Below are 15,979 nucleotides of genomic sequence, written 5' to 3' on the forward strand. Positions count from 1 at the left end.
TATACAAAATAGCAAATTTACGATTAGCATCAAACTGCGTAAGATTTAGAGGAATACTAGATTTTAACTAAACTTATTTACCTTATTTATTAGTTACAAAGCTTTAAATTTTTACCTTTGCGCATGCAAGAGAAAATCCTCATTCTAGATTTCGGCTCGCAATATACCCAATTGATAGCCCGTAGGGTAAGAGAGCTTAATGTTTACTGCGAAATCCATCCTTTTAACAAGGTTCCAGCAATTGATGAATATACAAAAGGTGTAATCCTATCCGGAAGCCCATCTTCTGTAAGACAAGCCGATGCTCCACAAGTAGATTTCAAACAGTTTCATGAGAAACTACCTTTATTAGGCGTTTGTTATGGCGCACAGTATATGGCTCAACATTCTGGAGGACAGGTTGTAGCTTCAGAAATTAGAGAGTATGGAAGAGCAAATTTAGAGTACATTCATGCTAATAATCCTTTACTACATGGTATTCCTGCAAAATCTCAGGTATGGATGTCTCATGGAGATACCATCAAAGAAATTCCTTCCAATTTTGAAGTTATTGCCAGCACAGATACTGTAAAAGTTGCTGCTTATCAAGTAAAAGGAACGCAAACTTACGGTATACAATTTCATCCAGAAGTAACCCATTCTACAGATGGTAAGCAACTATTGCAAAACTTTTTGGTAGATATTTGTGGCTGCTCGCAAGATTGGACTCCACACGCTTTCGCGGATATTACCATTGAGGATTTAAAAAGCCAATTAGGTGATGATAAAGTAGTTTTGGGTTTATCAGGAGGGGTAGATTCATCTGTTGCGGCATTGCTTTTGCATAAAGCTATTGGCAAAAATTTACATTGTATTTTTGTTGATAATGGCTTACTACGTAAGAATGAGTTCGAATCTGTTTTAGAATCGTATAAAGATTTAGGCTTAAACGTAAAAGGCGTTAATGCTAAACAATTATTTTACGATGCCTTAGCCGGTTTAACAGATCCAGAGCATAAAAGAAAAGCTATTGGACGAGTTTTTATTGAGGTTTTTGATGATGAAGCGCATCAAATTTCTGATGTAAAATGGTTGGCACAAGGTACTATTTATCCAGATGTGATAGAATCAGTATCAGTTAACGGTGGTCCATCTGCAACTATAAAATCTCATCACAATGTGGGTGGTTTACCAGATTTTATGAAGCTTAAAATTGTAGAGCCTTTAAAATCACTGTTTAAAGACGAAGTTAGAAGAGTTGGTAAAGCATTAGGTTTGCCAGAGAATATCTTAAACAGACATCCTTTCCCAGGGCCAGGTTTAGGTATTAGAATATTAGGAGAGGTTACTCCAGAAAAAGTAGCTATCTTACAAGAAGCAGACTATATCTACATAGAAAACCTAAAAAAAGCAGGTTGGTATGATAGAGTTTGGCAAGCAGGAACCATTTACTTACCAATACAATCTGTTGGGGTTATGGGAGACGAAAGAACTTACGAAAACGTTGTAAGTTTAAGAGCTGTAGAATCTGTAGATGGTATGACTGCCGATTGGAGTCATTTACCTTACGAGCTATTAGCTAAAATATCTAATGAAATTATCAATAATGTTAAAGGTATAAACCGGGTAGTGTATGATATCAGTTCTAAACCGCCTGCTACCATTGAGTGGGAGTAGGGTTTATAGATTACTATTTTTAGCTTTCTTGGCGGCTTGCTCGCCAAAAACTACTCCTAAAGTTGTAGAGCGTATAGAGCCTGCACCAGATAGAGAAGTTAAAATAAAGCCTAAACTAGAGACATTACCTGAAGAAAAACCAGTGGAGAAGCCAGAAATGGTTCTTTCACTGGTTCTTCCTTTTGAACTTACCAGTATTAATCATAAAACTGCGGGCTTAAAAGATATTGCCAAAGCAGAAATTGCTATAGATTTTTATCAAGGCTTTAAAATGGGGCTAGATTCTGTAGCTCACAATCAAGGAGGCAATTTCAAATTACAGGTTTACGATTCTAAAGATGACCCAGCTAATATTGCCATTCTAGCAGCTAAAGCGGGCATCAAAAACTCCGATTTAATTGTTGGTCCTATTTTTCCTAATGGGATAAAAGCTTTTGCTACTTACAGCAAGAATATGCAAAAGTTAGTGGTTTCTCCCTTAGCAGCAGCCAGTCCAGAGCAGTTTAACAACCCCTATTTAATTACCGTAAATAATTCTTTAGAACAGCATACTTTAAGTGCTGTTAATTTTATCAAATCTGATTTAAAGCCTAAGAAAATCATCATGATTAGAAGTGGGCAGGCAGATGAGTTTAAATTTGCTGTTCCATTTAAGAAATATCGCGATAGTTTACTTAAACAAACCGCATTTTCTGAAATTGGTATAAAAGCCATAGGTTACGAGAATGTATATAAACATTTAAATCCGGTTGGTTTAAATGTGATTGTTTTGCCAGCTACTGATAGGAATTTCTTGCTTTCCATTACCAAAGAATTATGGAAGCTAAGTTCAAATTTTCAAATTGCTGTTATTGGTCACCCAGGCTGGGAGAAACTACAGTTTTTGGATGCTACAACCATGCAAAAACTAAACACGCATATAACCTCATCTTACAAAGTAGATTATAAAACCCCTAGAGTAGAGCAGTTTTTAGCTAAATACCGAGCGAAATATAGTTTAGAACCTAGCGAGTATGCTATTAAAGGTTTTGATATTGCTTATTATTTTGCTTCTTTAATGAGTAAAAAAGGTAAGGCTTTCGCCGATGACTTAACTAAAACCTCATTAGAAGGTTTACATAACCAACTTGATTTTGTGAAGGATGCTAAATTGGGCTATTATAACCATAGCTTAATGATTTTAAAGTATCAGGATTTTCAGCTTAAGAAGGTTAAATAAATGAAAGCTATTCACCAATTGGCTACGGTAGAGCAAATTTTAGCTCGTTACCAGCAAGACCAGCCTTTGCATCGTTTTTTAGCGGTTTACTATCGTCAAAATAAGCAAATGGGGTCTAAAGATCGTAAAATAGCCAGTAGGTTGGTTTACAATTACTTTAGGCTAGGTCATGCTCTTCAGCAAGAATCTTTAATAAATCGTTTAATTGTTGCCGAGTTTCTTTGTAACACCCTTAGCAATTCATTTATTGCTTTTTATAAACCAGAATGGGAAGTTTCTATCCATTTAACCCTTGAAGAAAAGCTTGCTTTAGTAAAGCGAGAGTTTTCTGATTTTAATGTTCTAGCTATTTTTCCTTTTCATTATCATCTATCAGAAGGGATAGATACCACTTTATTTTGTAGTAAAATTTTGGTGCAGCCAGATTTATACATCAGGGTTAGAAAAGGGGCTGAGAAGCGTTTTACAGGAACTTTACTAGATGCTGGTCTAAATTTTCAGCATCTGGGAGAACAAACCTATGCCTTAGCAAATGGCACCAAGCTAGATCATTTATTTACTGATAGAGGTTTGTATGAGGTGCAAGATTTATCCTCGCAACAAGTAGGAAATTATTTTAAACCGCAGAAATGGGATAAATGGTGGGATTGCTGTGCAGCATCTGGCGGTAAATCATTGCTATTGCATCAGCAACAGCCAGATATTAAACTTTTAGTTTCTGATATTAGAGCTTCTATTTTAGATAATTTGGATGAACGCTTTTTACATGCAGGTATCAGAAACTATCAGAAAAAAGTACTTGATTTAACCTTAGACCAATCTTTATACTTACATGATTATGAGTTTGATGGTATCATCCTAGATGCACCTTGTAGTGGCTCTGGTACCTGGGGAAGAACTCCAGAAATGATTAATCAGTTTGAAGAGCATACCATACAGTTTTTTCAAGATTTGCAGCGGAAAATCATCCGTAACGTTATTTCTTACCTAAAACCTGGTAAGCCTCTTATTTACATCACTTGTTCTGTTTTTAAAGAAGAAAATGAAGCTCAGGTTGCTTGGATAAAAGAAGAGTTTAAATTGCAAGTAGAAAGTCAGGAACTTATCAAAGGCTATCAACATAAAGCCGATACCATGTTTATAGCTAGGTTAGTTAAGGCATAAATTAAAATCACTTAAGCGAATATTTTACAAACCTGTATTTGTTCTAAACAGTTTTATTGCAATAGCTAAAAGAATAATACCAAAAGCTTTTCTTAAAATATGTAAACCTGTTGTGCCAAATAGTTTTTCTAAACGTAAGGTATTTTTTAAGATGATATAAACAAACAGCATATTTAGCACAATCCCCACCACAATATTTTGTGTAGCATATTCTGATTTTAGAGAGAGTAGGGTAGTCATGGTACCCGCACCTGCAATTAAAGGGAAAGCTAAAGGTACAATAGATACCGTTTCCGGAATTTCTTCTTTAAAGAAGTTGATACCCAAAATCATTTCCATAGCGATAAAGAAAATCACTAAAGAACCCGCAATAGCGAAGGATGATATATCTAAACCTATAATTTTTAGTAGCGCTTCGCCAACAAATAGGAAGATAATCATCAATACCAAAGCTACAAAACTTGCTTTTTCAGATTGTATATGACCTGCTTTTTGTCTTAACTGCACAATAACCGGGATAGAGCCTAAAATATCGATGATAGCAAATAAAATCATCGTTACTGATAAAATCTCGTTAAAGTTGAAAAAGCTATTCATAACAAAAATGTTTTTGGTAAAACAAAAGGTTGTCTCAAATTAAAATTTCTGAGACAACCTATTAAATTTATTGATGATAAAGAGTGTTTATTGTTTTAAAGAATCAGCGTACTTTTTTCTTACTACTGAATTTTTCTTGCTATAGGTAAAGTAAATGGTTACACCTAAAGCCATCCAAATGGCAAGTCTAATCCAGCTTTCGCCGGGTAAAGAATACATTAAATAAATACAAACTAATATACCAGCAATAGGAACAAAAGGTACCCATGGAGTTTTAAAAGGTCTAGGTAAATCTGGTGATGATTTTCTCATGACTAAAACACCAACACATACCAATACAAATGCAAATAAAGTACCTATAGATACCATATGACCTAAATCAGAAACCGGTACGAAGCCAGCAAAAATACTCACAAATACCATGAAAAATAAGTTTGTTTTCCAAGGGGTATTAAATTTTGCATGAATAGAACTAAAGAATTTAGGTAATAATCCGTCTTTAGACATAGTATAAAATACTCTTGATTGTCCCATTAGCATTACCAAGATAACTGAGGTATAACCTGCTAAAATTGCAATAATTAAACCATCTTGTAAGAAAGAATATCCTGTTACAGCAAATGCTGTAGCAGCAGGTTTTGCATCGCCAGCAAAGTCTTTATAGTTTACCAAGCCTGTCATAACGTGTGCAAATAATACGTACAAGATTGTACATACAATGAGTGAACCTAATATACCAATTGGCATTCCTTTTTGTGGATTTTTAGCCTCTTGTGCTGCTGTTGATACAGCGTCAAATCCAATAAAAGCGAAAAAAACTACAGCTGCACCAGTTGCAATACCTGTAATGCCAAATTGTTCATAGATACCTGTATTTTCTGGGATGTAAGGGGTATAATTATCAGGGTTAATATGAGACCAACCCAAGGTGATAAATATTAAAACTACTGCCACTTTAACAATCACAAGGATGTTATTCATCGTGGCCGATTCTTTAGTTCCTCGCATTAAAACCAAAGAAAGCATACAAACAATAAAAATTGCTGGTAGATTAATGTAACCACCTTCAATTACAGTCCCGTCGCCTAATTTTAAGGTTTCAAAAGGAGAAACAATTAATTTATGAGGTAGATCCAAATCGTATTTATGGAGAAATTCTAGCAAGTATCTAGACCAAGAGACAGAAACCGTTGCAGCACCTAAAGCATACTCTAAAACTAAATCCCAGCCAATAATCCAAGCCATAAATTCGCCCATGGTGGCATAAGAATAGGTATAGGCCGAACCAGCAACAGGAATCATACTGGCAAACTCTGCATAACATAAACCTGCAAAGCCACAAGCAACTGCTGCTAATACGAATGATAAAGTTACTGCTGGTCCAGCATTTTCTGCAGCTGCAATCCCTGTCAATGAAAATAATCCAGCACCAATAATAGCTCCAATACCAAGAGCAACAAGATTAAAGCTAGATAGCGTTCTTTTTAAACTTCCCTCACCAGTTTCGGCTGCCTCGGCAAGTAGCACATCTAATGGCTTTTTAAAATTCATAAATGTTTGTTTAGTTAGTTAATTTCTATTTGTGTGTAATTTTAAAAGCTAATATATCAAAAAATGTCGTAGAGATTGGGCTTTTTAAAAATCACATCAACTATAAGCTTAAAAATCATGATTTATAACATTTTTGAGCTTTTATGAAAGTGTAAAAATTATGATAAAAGACTTTTAGGAGCTTTTAAGAGGGAAATTCTATGTCAAGTAAGTTTAAAGCTCTTTTAAATTCTGCTTGAAGAGGAGCTTTTAAATGGAGTTTTTCATCGGTAATAGGATGATTAAATTGTAATACTGATGCATGTAGCAACATACTCTCCATTTGAAAATGCTCTTTAAAAAACTTATTTTGTTTATTACAGCCATGAGGTCTATCGCCAATAATAGGATGGAAAATATGAGCGAAATGCCTTCTTAACTGATGCATTCGCCCTGTTTGTGGTTGTGCTTCTACTAAAGAATATCTGGATGTTGGGTGTTTGCCTACCGCTAGTGCAATTTCTGTACGAACTAAAGTTTTAAAATAAGTAACAGCATCTTGTAAAGTGCCATTTTCTTTTTTCAAGGGGTAATCAATCAAAAGTTCATCAGGGCTGTGGCCACGTAATACAGCTAGATATTTTTTTTGTACTTTATTCTCCATAAACTGTTGCTGCATTAGTCTATCAGTTTCTTTGTTTAAAGCAAAAAGAAGTAGGCCACTGGTTTTTCTATCTAAACGATGGACAGGCCAAACATGTTGCTGTATTTGATCTCTTAAAAGCTGCAGTGCAAATTCTTCGGCATTTCTAGCAATGGGCGATTGATGAACCAACAAGCCATGAGGTTTATTAATGGCTACTAAATGCTCATCCTGATAAATTATCTCTAACATGACTTGCAAATTAGGAATTTATAAGTAATTGCAAGCTTCTAAGTATTATTTCGATACTTTCTCATATTAAACCAATTGATACTTAACCAAACCAAACTTATCAGTACCAAAAACAGGGGTAATGCTCCTGGTTCATCTTCAACGGTGATGGTAAAAGTCATCAGCAGGAAGCCTATTGCTAAAATTATGAATGGTATTATGTTTTTATTTTTCATTTTAAAAGTACTTTGTAAAACAAAGTAAGTGATTAAAATTATCTAATCCAAGTTTATTTATACTTAAAAGGGATAATTAATCTAAATGTTGAAATGCTTTTTTAAGAAGTAAAGGAGTAGTAAGCGTAGTTAGCACACCCATAATTACTAAAATAGAAAAGACTTCAGTACTGATTAAGCCATTTTTATAGGCAATATTAGCAATTACAAGTTCCATAATACCACGGGCATTTAGCCCAATACCCAAGGTTAAAGAAACACGTTTGTTAAGTCCGGCAAGCGTACCACCAAAATAGCCGCCTGCAATTTTAGATAGGTAAGAAACCGCTATAACAGCTATCAATAAACCCACATTGCTAATAGACGAAAAGTTGAATTCTAGACCGATACCAGCAAAAAATATAGGTGCTAAGAAGCCCATAGCCATGCTACTGGTGGTAGTTTCTATAGCTTTTAAATTATGTTTACCGATGAGAGAATCGCTAATGAGCATTGCTGCAAAAAATGCTCCTACGATGAAATGTAAACCAAGCGACTCTGTAAAGGTTGAAAAAAGTAAAACAAAAGCAAAAAACAGCGCAAAAAGTGGCTCTTTACCTTTTAATACGGAAACTATTTTATCTAAAGATTCTTGAATATAATCGCCTTTTCTTAAAACCTTTTTAATGAGGATGTATACCAAACTTAAAAGCGCAATAAAAACGAAAAGCTTTAATAAAGATATAGAACCAGCTTTTATAACTGCTGATGCAGACATATCGGTGTCTTTTAAATTAAGTAAAACACCTAAAATAGAGAGCGCTAAAACATCATCAAAAATGGCAATAGAAATTATTTTTTGCCCTACTTGCGAGTTTATTTTTCCTAAATCCATCAAGATTCTGATACTTACAGGTAAAGCCGTAATAGCTACACATAAACCTATAAAAACTGTTGTCATGATATCTTGCTGGAAATAATGCCCCACTGTAATACCACCAAATATGGGTACAAAGAACGCCATGATGGAGATTATGATATTCTTTCCTTTTAAAGATTTCAGGATATCATCAATATTAATTTCTAATCCGGCTATGATAACCAATAAAAAAATACCTAGTTCAGAAATAACTTTAATATCCTCTGTTCTGTGGATTAAATTTAATAAGCTTGGTCCGAGAATGATACCTGCTATAATTTCGCCAATCATGGCAGGTTGTTTAAAACGCTCAAAAATTTCCCCAAAAATTCTTGCTGCTACCAATAAAATAAGTAGGTTGGTGAAAAATGGAAGTTCGAAGTGTGGGGTTTCTATGGGCATTTAAATCCTATTTAAACTTGTATTAATTAATACTTAAATAACTATTTTTTCAGCCGCTAAAGTAATAGAAAGGAGTGATATAACATAAATACCTTTTATCAAGGTTTTGTTAAGTTTATTTGCTTGATGCTGAGATTACTTCATATAGATTTTAAGAATTATTTATTTCGATTTTTATACTCATCATGCAAACCTATACCGTTTAAAATTTGGTTTTTATATTTTGCTATTCTGCTTATCCGAGTTTGACTTTGCTTGGGTTGAGAGAAATGGATAATATAAGCTCTTTGTCTACCCGGTGTTAAAGCATGAAATGCTTGGGTGAAGGCTAAATCAGCTTTAAAAGCTTCTTGAAGTTCTTCTGGAATAGGTTCAGGATTTTTGTTAAGCGCTACTTTTTGTCCGCTTTCTTCTAAAGCAATAGCTTCTTTTATGTAAGTAATTAAAATACTTTGTACTTTTTCAATTTCATCAATATGCTTAAATCTGATGATTCTAGCAGCTTGCACATTGCCCTGTTGTTGTAAAATTTTGTGTTCGTCTTTTAGTAAAGCACCTTTAAAAAAGCCAATATTGGCCGATTCTTTTAAAGCATTTACCAGAATAACATTTTTACCTTGATGTGTGTAAACCGGAGCACCCCATTTTATCTCCTCTTTAAGACCAGTTTCTAACACAATTTGTCTGAGTAGTTCAAGCTCATCTCGCCAAAGGTTGACTTTACATTTAGGTGTAGCGCCATATTTACAACGCATACAGCCATCTATTAAATATTTATCAACTTGCGGGTTTAGTACTATACTCATGAGAAGGTATTTTATATAGATGTTTTGTGCTTTTGTTTATGAGATGAAATTAAGGAAAAATTTGGTTTTCTATGTTTTAAATGTCGTCCTTTTTAACAGTAAAAAGCATAGTACAAGCAGCTAAAATTAAAAAGAAAGCCGGTATGTAAGGAGGCTTGATTTTTAACGGTAAAACATCAGCCGATACATTGGGGTGTAAATGAACGTATATACCTGTTAACATCATCATGATGATAGCAAAAAAAGAAATACCTGTGATTAGTTTATAAGTTGATGTAGATATTTTATGCTTAAAGTTTAAACAAATTAAAAGTGTTAGTCCAACCATAATTTCACCAGCAATACCTAATGGATAAGCTAATGAGCCTAATTCTGATTGGCTAATTTGTACACTATACCACGTTTTAAACGGATGGATAAATTTAAGAACCCCAAATATAGACATAGACAGGGCTAAAAACCAAGACGCTATTTTATAATACTTCATTTGATAATTGTTTTTAAAATTCTGCTGAATTGCATGACGCAAAAATGATTCTAAAAAACAGGAATAGGTTAGGATAAAAAGTCCAAAAATTAGGGAGAAAGGTTCAGGTTTTATTAAAGGTATTTTTGTATTGAGATGGTGTATGGCCATACTTTGATTTAAACAACTTACTGAAGTGCGAAATATCATTAAAGCCAATTTGATAGCATATTTCACTGATAGATGCATCGGAAGTGCAGAGCAACATGGCAGCTTTTATAAGTTTTTGTTCTTTGATATAATGTGCGGGGCTGTCTTTAAAATAGCTTTCAAAATCTCTTTTGAAGGCCGATAAGCTGCGTCCAGAAAGTACAGCTAATTCTTTAGTAGAAAGATTATTATAAAGATGGTTTTGGATAACTTCTTTAAAATTTGCTTGGCGGGGTGTGAATAAGTGTGAAAACAAGCTCTTTAAATCTTCTGCGCTGTTGGTTTGCAGAAGCAGCAGGATAAGTTCTTTGATTTTAAGTTTTAATAAGTCATCATGAACGATGCTTGGGTTTTGAAAATAAAATTCTAAGCTTTTAATGAAATGGATGATAATATCTTGTTTCTCTATCTTATTAGCGAAGTGTTTTTTAGTTGTGGATTGAAGGAAATGCGGAACTTCATTTTTGTACAGTTCTTTTAAAACATCTGTATGAAGATGAACAGCAAAAATCTCACAATTTTGTCCTTCTCTTTGTGGTAATAATCTAGCGAAATAGCTGCCACATTTAAGGAGTACACTTTCAGAAACTTGAATGTGTATATGCTCTGTAGGCGACTGGAGTATACTTTCCCCTTCTTTTACAAAGATGAAACAAGCTTCATTTTCAAAAACAGCAGGGTGTTTAAAAGGTGTTTTTATCACCAATCTTTCTATAACGCTCTTGTTGTTTAAAGAGAAATGATTTCTTTCTAGAATCATAGGAACAGATTTCTGAGAAATTTAGCAGTTTGTAGGTTTAACTATAAAAAATTATCTCAAAAAAATAATGAAAGTAAGACGCATTAAAAGATGTCTTTTAGTCAACAAATGTTTCTCTAATCACACGTTTACATTCAAGTATTTCATTCTCTGTAAGCGAACCAAACTTTTTTATAATACGAATTTTATCGATTGTTCTTATTTGATCAATTACAACCCAACCTTCTTGATTATTGTGTTTTACTTTTACTCTGGTTGGATATCTTCTGCTTGAAGAAGTCATTGGTGCAATAACAACAGTTTTTAGATTGTCATTAATTTCATTTGGTGAGATAATTACACAAGGTCGTGTTTTTTGTATTTCACTACCCAAAGTTGGGTCGAGATTAACCAAAACTATCTGATACTGTTTTATTTCCATTCTTCAAAGTTTTCATCCTCAAAAACATCGTCTATTAGAAGCTGGTCATCACCATTTTCATGCATCTTTTGAAATGCTTTATCCCAGCCTTTACGAGGTTCAGAAATTGGGCGCAAAATGATTTGTCCTTTTTCAAGAATCAATTCTATTTTATCTGTAATGTTGTACTTTTCTAAAATTGCTTTGGTTAACCTAAGCCCCTTTGAATTTCCTATTTTAATGATTGAAACCTCCATAACTATTATCTATGTAATTACAAAGTTATTACAAATAGTTCTATTCACAAAGTTTTTGAGGCTAACATTTTGTTAGATACCTTTTACAGCTAATGCTTATATTGTTGTATGCATTGTAGGTAAACTGCGAGATGTGGACGGCTGGTTGCGTAACCGCCTGCGCTATTGCATTTGGACGGACTGGAAGAAACCCGAACGTAAAAGGAAAAACCTGATACGATTAGGAGTAGATGCCGACCATGCTTATGCATGGAGCAGGACAAGAAAAGGGGGATGGCGAATAGCCCAAAGCCCAATCCTTAATACGACCATAACTATTAAACGGTTAAAGCAAAAAGGCTACATACCCATGCTAGAGATTTACACAAAACTCAACCCATCAGTTTACGAACCGCCGTATACGAGAACCGTACAGCCTGTCCCGATTTTTCATCGGGATACGGTGGTGTGAGAGGCGCACTCTGTCAGGTTTCTGGCAGAGCCGTCTACTCGATTAGCACCAGTTTTTATTTTTTCTTTTTTGTGTCAAGCTCGGTTATAAATTCTTTAAGAGTACTTTTTAGTTTGTCTGCACCAGAAATACTGTCTTGGTAAACAATTATTCGATAATGTCTTAAATCAAAAGGTATGTCACTCAAATTTTGTGTTAAAAGAATAACGTCCTTTGTGAGTGCATGTGCAAGCCCTAACTCATAAAACACATTAGGATTTCTGTCAGTCAAGTCAGCAATAAGAAATTTACTTTTCTTGATATTTAGCCATATGTCATCGATGATTGGCTTTGAAGTAAATATCTCGTCAGCTCTTAATGGATTATACTTCAAATCCTTTAATACAACTTTGATAATGCTTTCATAAATTGGATTTAACTTATCATTAAACGGCATAATAACAAAACATAACTTCGGGTCAATTTTAATTTCTGACTTTTCAAAAGTTGGCGATTTGTCCGGTGTTGCTATCGTAGGTGTAAGTAATTTGCTTGAAAACGCTTGCTTTATACTTTGTATTTGGTCTTCAGGCATTTTGAGTTGCTCTAGGTTTTCAACAACTTTTGATAGGTCTGTTTTTCCTTTGTCCCATCTAATAAAATCAGTTAATGTAAGTTCTAAAACATTGAAAAATCCTTTATTGTCCTGTTTATATAAAGCATTTAAGATAAGTTGATACGCTTCTTCGTAGTCTCCAGATGGGTCAAACCCAATAAATACAACATTACTGCTATCCCTAACTGCTTTTTTTCCTTGTTCCCAGAGATTGTCAAAGTTGTGTTCAAGAGTCAAATGATTAAAGTCACTCGTTTTAAGATAACGTCCAATATTTATCCTTAGTAGGTTTGCTACTAGCGGTTTTATCTGTGGGTCTAAGTTTATTTCCATTTGTGAAGTATGTCGTTATAAAATTGGTGCTAACTTATATATATGTGTAGTTTTACTTCCGTAATACACCCAATATTGGATGTGTTACGGAAGTTTTTATTTCTTTTTATTTGATAGCTTCATCATTTTAACAAAGTCGTAAAATAACTTTTTATGTTTGATTTTAATAAACAAATAGCTGTTATAGTATAAGTATTTTTCCTCTAAATTTAGGATTTATGAAAGTTAAATATTGATTTTCTCTTCGGCACTATAAGCAATAGGTAGATTTAACTTTAGCGATAAAGATATAGAATTAAATCAAAAATTCACAAAACTATAAGAACAAGAAATTACCCCAAACCCACCAAACCTGTGTAACTAAACCGGGGCGGCAGCGGTATCTTTTTGCCTTCGGTAATTTTTTGTGATATGATTACTTTATGGCAAAAAATTTAGCAAAGCACCGGATTGGCGGTTCAAAACTGTGATGCTATTGCTTTCAAAAATTCAAAAGTAAAAATTACAAAAGTGTAGAAATCTTATTCTAAACAAAAAGAGGATGCCTTTTAAGAACACCCTCTTTTCTAAAATTATTTATAACAATTACTTATGCTTAAACCTATCAGCCATTCTAGGTTTTGCGCAGCATGCTTTTACCTCGCCACTTTTCATAGCGGTTTGGCAATGCTCTGTTTTGGCTTTAACCTGTGTAGTTGGTTGGGTAGCATTAATGGCTATATAAGGTGCTATTACCAAAGATACAATAGACATTAATTTGATTAAGATATTCATAGATGGGCCAGAGGTATCTTTAAACGGATCGCCCACGGTATCTCCAGTTACTGAAGCTTTATGTGGTTCTGATTTTTTATAGTACATTTCGCCATTGATTAAAACACCTTTCTCGAAAGATTTTTTAGCGTTATCCCATGCGCCACCTGCGTTAGATTGGAAAATCCCCATTAATACACCTGATACGGTTACACCTGCCAATAAACCTCCCAATACCTCAGGGCCAAAAATGAAACCTACTACAACTGGTGTAATCAATGCTATGGCACCTGGTAACATCATTTCGCGGATAGAAGCTGTAGTTGAAATGGCTACGCATTTTTCATACTCTGGCTTGGCTTTATATTCCATTATACCAGGTATCTCACGGAATTGTCTACGTACTTCTTGTACCATATCCATAGCAGCTCTTCCTACAGCTTGTATACATAATGCCGAGAAGATGAAAGGAATCATCCCACCAACAAATAAACCAGCTAAAACAGGTGCTTTGTAAATATCAATAGCTTCTATACCAGCTATACCCACAAAAGCGGCAAAAAGTGCTAATGAGGTAAGTGCGGCAGAAGCAATAGCAAAGCCTTTTCCGGTTGCTGCTGTGGTGTTACCTACGGCATCTAAATTATCGGTGCGCTCACGTACTTCTGGAGGTAATTGGCTCATCTCGGCAATACCACCAGCATTATCAGCAATTGGTCCGAAGGCATCAATAGCTAATTGCATGGCTGTAGTAGCCATCATACCGGCAGCAGCAATAGCTACACCATATAAGCCTGCAAAGTAGTAAGATGTCATGATGCCAGCAGCTAAAACAATTATCGGGATTACGGTTGATTTCATACCTACTGATAGGCCTGCGATAATATTAGTTGCATGTCCTGTTGATGATTGTTGTACAATAGAATCTACCGGAGCTTTGCCCATAGCGGTATAATACTCGGTAACAATACTCATGATAGTACCTACTACTAAACCCACAATAATGGCATAGAAAACATTAATACTAGAAAACTCGTAACCTCTTAGGTTTAAGGTTTCTGGCAACATCCATAAAACAATAAAATAAGACGCGATACCAGTTATCACGATAGATGACCAGTTACCTAAGTTTAGGGCGTTTTGTACGTTTGAGGTTTCGTCTTTAATGGTAACAAACCAAGTTCCGATAATAGAGAAGATGATACCTAAACCACAAATAACCATAGGTAATAATATAGGCGACATGCCACCGAAATTATCTGTAACAATGATTTCTTGTCCTAATACCATGGTTGCTAGGATGGTTGCTACATAAGAGCCAAATAAATCGGCCCCCATACCTGCAACATCACCCACATTATCGCCTACGTTATCTGCAATGGTTGCAGGGTTACGTACATCGTCTTCAGGGATTCCGGCTTCTACTTTACCAACCAAATCTGCACCTACATCGGCAGCTTTAGTATAAATACCACCACCAACACGGGCAAAAAGCGCAATAGACTCTGCACCTAAAGAGAAACCTGTTAGTACTTCAATAGCGGTTTTTACGGTGTGCTCACCTAAATCGGCAAACATAGAAAGAAAAACAATAAATAAGCCTCCTAAGCCTAAAACTGCTAAACCAGCAACGCCTAGCCCCATTACTGTGCCGCCTGTAAAAGAAACTTTTAAAGCTTGTTTTAAGCTAGTGCGAGCAGCATGTGTTGTTCTTACGTTTGCTTTTGTAGCTACACGCATACCGATATAACCTGCTGTTGCAGAGAAAACTGCACCAATAACAAAGGCAATAGAAATAATCCAGCTAGAGTGTATTTCTTTTCCGTTAACTTCATGTATAGAGCCCGAGTATGCTAAAAGAATACCTGCAAATAATACGAAGATGCTTAATACTCTCCATTCGGCTTTTAAGAATGCCATAGCACCATCTGCTATGTAGCCAGCAAGTTCGGTCATTTTTTCATCTCCTGAAGGCTGTTTAGATACCCAAATGGATTTAGAAATCATCACGAGAATACCAATAAGTCCTAATATTGGTACAACATAAATTAAATTAGTTTGTAAGAAGTCCATACATGTAATCGCTTTTTTTTTTTAATGGTTTATAATTGTATAATCTCAAATTTAGCAGGGTATTTCATAAAAGCAAATTTTTAAGGATAATATTATGTTTCAGGAGGTTAGTTTTTATTTTATTTATTGAGTTTGGTAGTTTTTGTAAGGCAAGTTTAATGTTCAAAAGAACTTCCTAAATATCTACCATTAGGAGGCTTTCTATTTTATACTCTTAACTTCGATCATCGGGCATCAGACATCAGACATCATACTTTCTAATTTTACCTTTCCATTATCATTAAATAAAATCAACTATA

15 protein-coding genes are annotated in these 15,979 nt (G+C 34.7%); 4 read left to right on the top strand and 11 right to left on the bottom strand.

Annotation, left to right across the window (positions count from 1 at the left end):
• Positions 1-123: 123 nt before the first annotated feature.
• The 3 genes from guaA to GJJ64_RS01750 are packed head-to-tail and all read left to right on the top strand — an operon-like array spanning position 124 to position 4,039.
• The gene (gene guaA / locus GJJ64_RS01740) at positions 124-1,656 is read left to right on the top strand and encodes a glutamine-hydrolyzing GMP synthase (protein WP_154286049.1); all 1,533 of its coding nucleotides are present in this window, start codon (positions 124-126) and stop codon (positions 1,654-1,656) included.
• Positions 1,613-2,875: an ABC transporter substrate-binding protein gene (locus GJJ64_RS01745; RefSeq protein WP_154286050.1), complete on the top strand. Its 1,263-nt coding sequence runs from the start codon at positions 1,613-1,615 to the stop codon at positions 2,873-2,875. The genes guaA and GJJ64_RS01745 overlap by 44 nt, the downstream gene beginning before the upstream one ends.
• Complete coding sequence (locus GJJ64_RS01750; protein WP_154286051.1) at positions 2,876-4,039, top strand: RsmB/NOP family class I SAM-dependent RNA methyltransferase; 1,164 nt, start codon at positions 2,876-2,878, stop codon at positions 4,037-4,039.
• Between the two features lie 24 nt (positions 4,040-4,063).
• Here the strand turns inward: GJJ64_RS01750 and GJJ64_RS01755 are convergent, their stop codons facing one another.
• The 3 genes from GJJ64_RS01755 to GJJ64_RS01765 form a co-directional block, all read right to left on the bottom strand.
• Entirely contained in the window at positions 4,064-4,636 is a 573-nt protein-coding gene (locus tag GJJ64_RS01755) for a MarC family protein (RefSeq protein WP_154286052.1), read from the bottom strand.
• Positions 4,637-4,723: 87 nt separating this feature from the next.
• Positions 4,724-6,187, bottom strand: coding sequence for an amino acid permease (locus GJJ64_RS01760; RefSeq protein WP_154286053.1), 1,464 nt, complete (start codon positions 6,185-6,187; stop codon positions 4,724-4,726).
• 184 nt (positions 6,188-6,371) lie between these two features.
• On the bottom strand, positions 6,372-7,061 hold the full coding sequence (locus tag GJJ64_RS01765) for a pseudouridine synthase (RefSeq protein ID WP_154286054.1): 690 nt from the start codon (positions 7,059-7,061) through the stop codon (positions 6,372-6,374).
• 75 nt (positions 7,062-7,136) lie between these two features.
• On the opposite strand from GJJ64_RS01765, the gene GJJ64_RS16760 reads away from it, so the two are divergent.
• Positions 7,137-7,304, top strand: a complete 168-nt coding sequence (locus GJJ64_RS16760; RefSeq protein WP_195759199.1) for a hypothetical protein — start codon at positions 7,137-7,139, stop codon at positions 7,302-7,304.
• A 48-nt stretch (positions 7,305-7,352) separates the two neighbouring features.
• Here the strand turns inward: GJJ64_RS16760 and GJJ64_RS01770 are convergent, their stop codons facing one another.
• The 8 genes from GJJ64_RS01770 to GJJ64_RS01810 form a co-directional block, all read right to left on the bottom strand.
• Positions 7,353-8,576, bottom strand: a complete 1,224-nt coding sequence (locus GJJ64_RS01770; protein ID WP_154286055.1) for a cation:proton antiporter — start codon at positions 8,574-8,576, stop codon at positions 7,353-7,355.
• A 158-nt stretch (positions 8,577-8,734) separates the two neighbouring features.
• Positions 8,735-9,382 carry a YdeI/OmpD-associated family protein gene (locus tag GJJ64_RS01775; protein ID WP_154286056.1) on the bottom strand — a complete coding sequence of 216 codons (648 nt, stop codon included), beginning with the start codon at positions 9,380-9,382 and terminating at the stop codon, positions 8,735-8,737.
• Between the two features lie 76 nt (positions 9,383-9,458).
• Positions 9,459-9,869 (bottom strand): hypothetical protein, encoded by a 411-nt coding sequence (locus tag GJJ64_RS01780; RefSeq protein WP_195759200.1) that lies wholly within the window; start codon positions 9,867-9,869, stop codon positions 9,459-9,461.
• 103 nt (positions 9,870-9,972) lie between these two features.
• The gene (locus GJJ64_RS01785) at positions 9,973-10,818 is read right to left on the bottom strand and encodes a helix-turn-helix domain-containing protein (protein ID WP_154286057.1); all 846 of its coding nucleotides are present in this window, start codon (positions 10,816-10,818) and stop codon (positions 9,973-9,975) included.
• A 97-nt stretch (positions 10,819-10,915) separates the two neighbouring features.
• Positions 10,916-11,239: a type II toxin-antitoxin system PemK/MazF family toxin gene (locus GJJ64_RS01790; protein WP_154286058.1), complete on the bottom strand. Its 324-nt coding sequence runs from the start codon at positions 11,237-11,239 to the stop codon at positions 10,916-10,918.
• Positions 11,230-11,475 (bottom strand): AbrB/MazE/SpoVT family DNA-binding domain-containing protein, encoded by a 246-nt coding sequence (locus GJJ64_RS01795; RefSeq protein WP_026904345.1) that lies wholly within the window; start codon positions 11,473-11,475, stop codon positions 11,230-11,232. The genes GJJ64_RS01790 and GJJ64_RS01795 overlap by 10 nt, the downstream gene beginning before the upstream one ends.
• Before the next feature lie 506 nt (positions 11,476-11,981).
• Positions 11,982-12,854 (bottom strand): hypothetical protein, encoded by an 873-nt coding sequence (locus GJJ64_RS01805; RefSeq protein WP_154286059.1) that lies wholly within the window; start codon positions 12,852-12,854, stop codon positions 11,982-11,984.
• Positions 12,855-13,439: 585 nt separating this feature from the next.
• Positions 13,440-15,680 (bottom strand): sodium-translocating pyrophosphatase, encoded by a 2,241-nt coding sequence (locus GJJ64_RS01810; RefSeq protein WP_154286060.1) that lies wholly within the window; start codon positions 15,678-15,680, stop codon positions 13,440-13,442.
• Positions 15,681-15,979: the final 299 nt, after the last annotated feature.

Origin of the sequence: Pedobacter puniceum (assembly GCF_009674685.1) — a bacterium.
GTDB classification, from domain to species: Bacteria; Bacteroidota; Bacteroidia; order Sphingobacteriales; family Sphingobacteriaceae; genus Pseudopedobacter; species Pseudopedobacter puniceum.

What these genes read in the sequence shown, in the direction of transcription:
- GJJ64_RS01755 (WP_154286052.1), bottom strand. Translation starts at nt 4,636, where the DNA reads ATGAATAGCTTTTTCAACTTTAACGAGATTTTATCAGTAACGATGATT.
- GJJ64_RS01745 (WP_154286050.1), top strand. Translation starts at nt 1,613, where the DNA reads ATGATATCAGTTCTAAACCGCCTGCTACCATTGAGTGGGAGTAGGGTT.
- GJJ64_RS01780 (WP_195759200.1), bottom strand. Translation starts at nt 9,869, where the DNA reads ATGAAGTATTATAAAATAGCGTCTTGGTTTTTAGCCCTGTCTATGTCT.
- GJJ64_RS01750 (WP_154286051.1), top strand. Translation starts at nt 2,876, where the DNA reads ATGAAAGCTATTCACCAATTGGCTACGGTAGAGCAAATTTTAGCTCGT.
- GJJ64_RS01790 (WP_154286058.1), bottom strand. Translation starts at nt 11,239, where the DNA reads ATGGAAATAAAACAGTATCAGATAGTTTTGGTTAATCTCGACCCAACT.
- GJJ64_RS01810 (WP_154286060.1), bottom strand. Translation starts at nt 15,680, where the DNA reads ATGGACTTCTTACAAACTAATTTAATTTATGTTGTACCAATATTAGGA.
- guaA (WP_154286049.1), top strand. Translation starts at nt 124, where the DNA reads ATGCAAGAGAAAATCCTCATTCTAGATTTCGGCTCGCAATATACCCAA.
- GJJ64_RS01795 (WP_026904345.1), bottom strand. Translation starts at nt 11,475, where the DNA reads ATGGAGGTTTCAATCATTAAAATAGGAAATTCAAAGGGGCTTAGGTTA.
- GJJ64_RS01760 (WP_154286053.1), bottom strand. Translation starts at nt 6,187, where the DNA reads ATGAATTTTAAAAAGCCATTAGATGTGCTACTTGCCGAGGCAGCCGAA.
- GJJ64_RS01765 (WP_154286054.1), bottom strand. Translation starts at nt 7,061, where the DNA reads ATGTTAGAGATAATTTATCAGGATGAGCATTTAGTAGCCATTAATAAA.
- GJJ64_RS01785 (WP_154286057.1), bottom strand. Translation starts at nt 10,818, where the DNA reads ATGATTCTAGAAAGAAATCATTTCTCTTTAAACAACAAGAGCGTTATA.
- GJJ64_RS01770 (WP_154286055.1), bottom strand. Translation starts at nt 8,576, where the DNA reads ATGCCCATAGAAACCCCACACTTCGAACTTCCATTTTTCACCAACCTA.
- GJJ64_RS01775 (WP_154286056.1), bottom strand. Translation starts at nt 9,382, where the DNA reads ATGAGTATAGTACTAAACCCGCAAGTTGATAAATATTTAATAGATGGC.
- GJJ64_RS01805 (WP_154286059.1), bottom strand. Translation starts at nt 12,854, where the DNA reads ATGGAAATAAACTTAGACCCACAGATAAAACCGCTAGTAGCAAACCTA.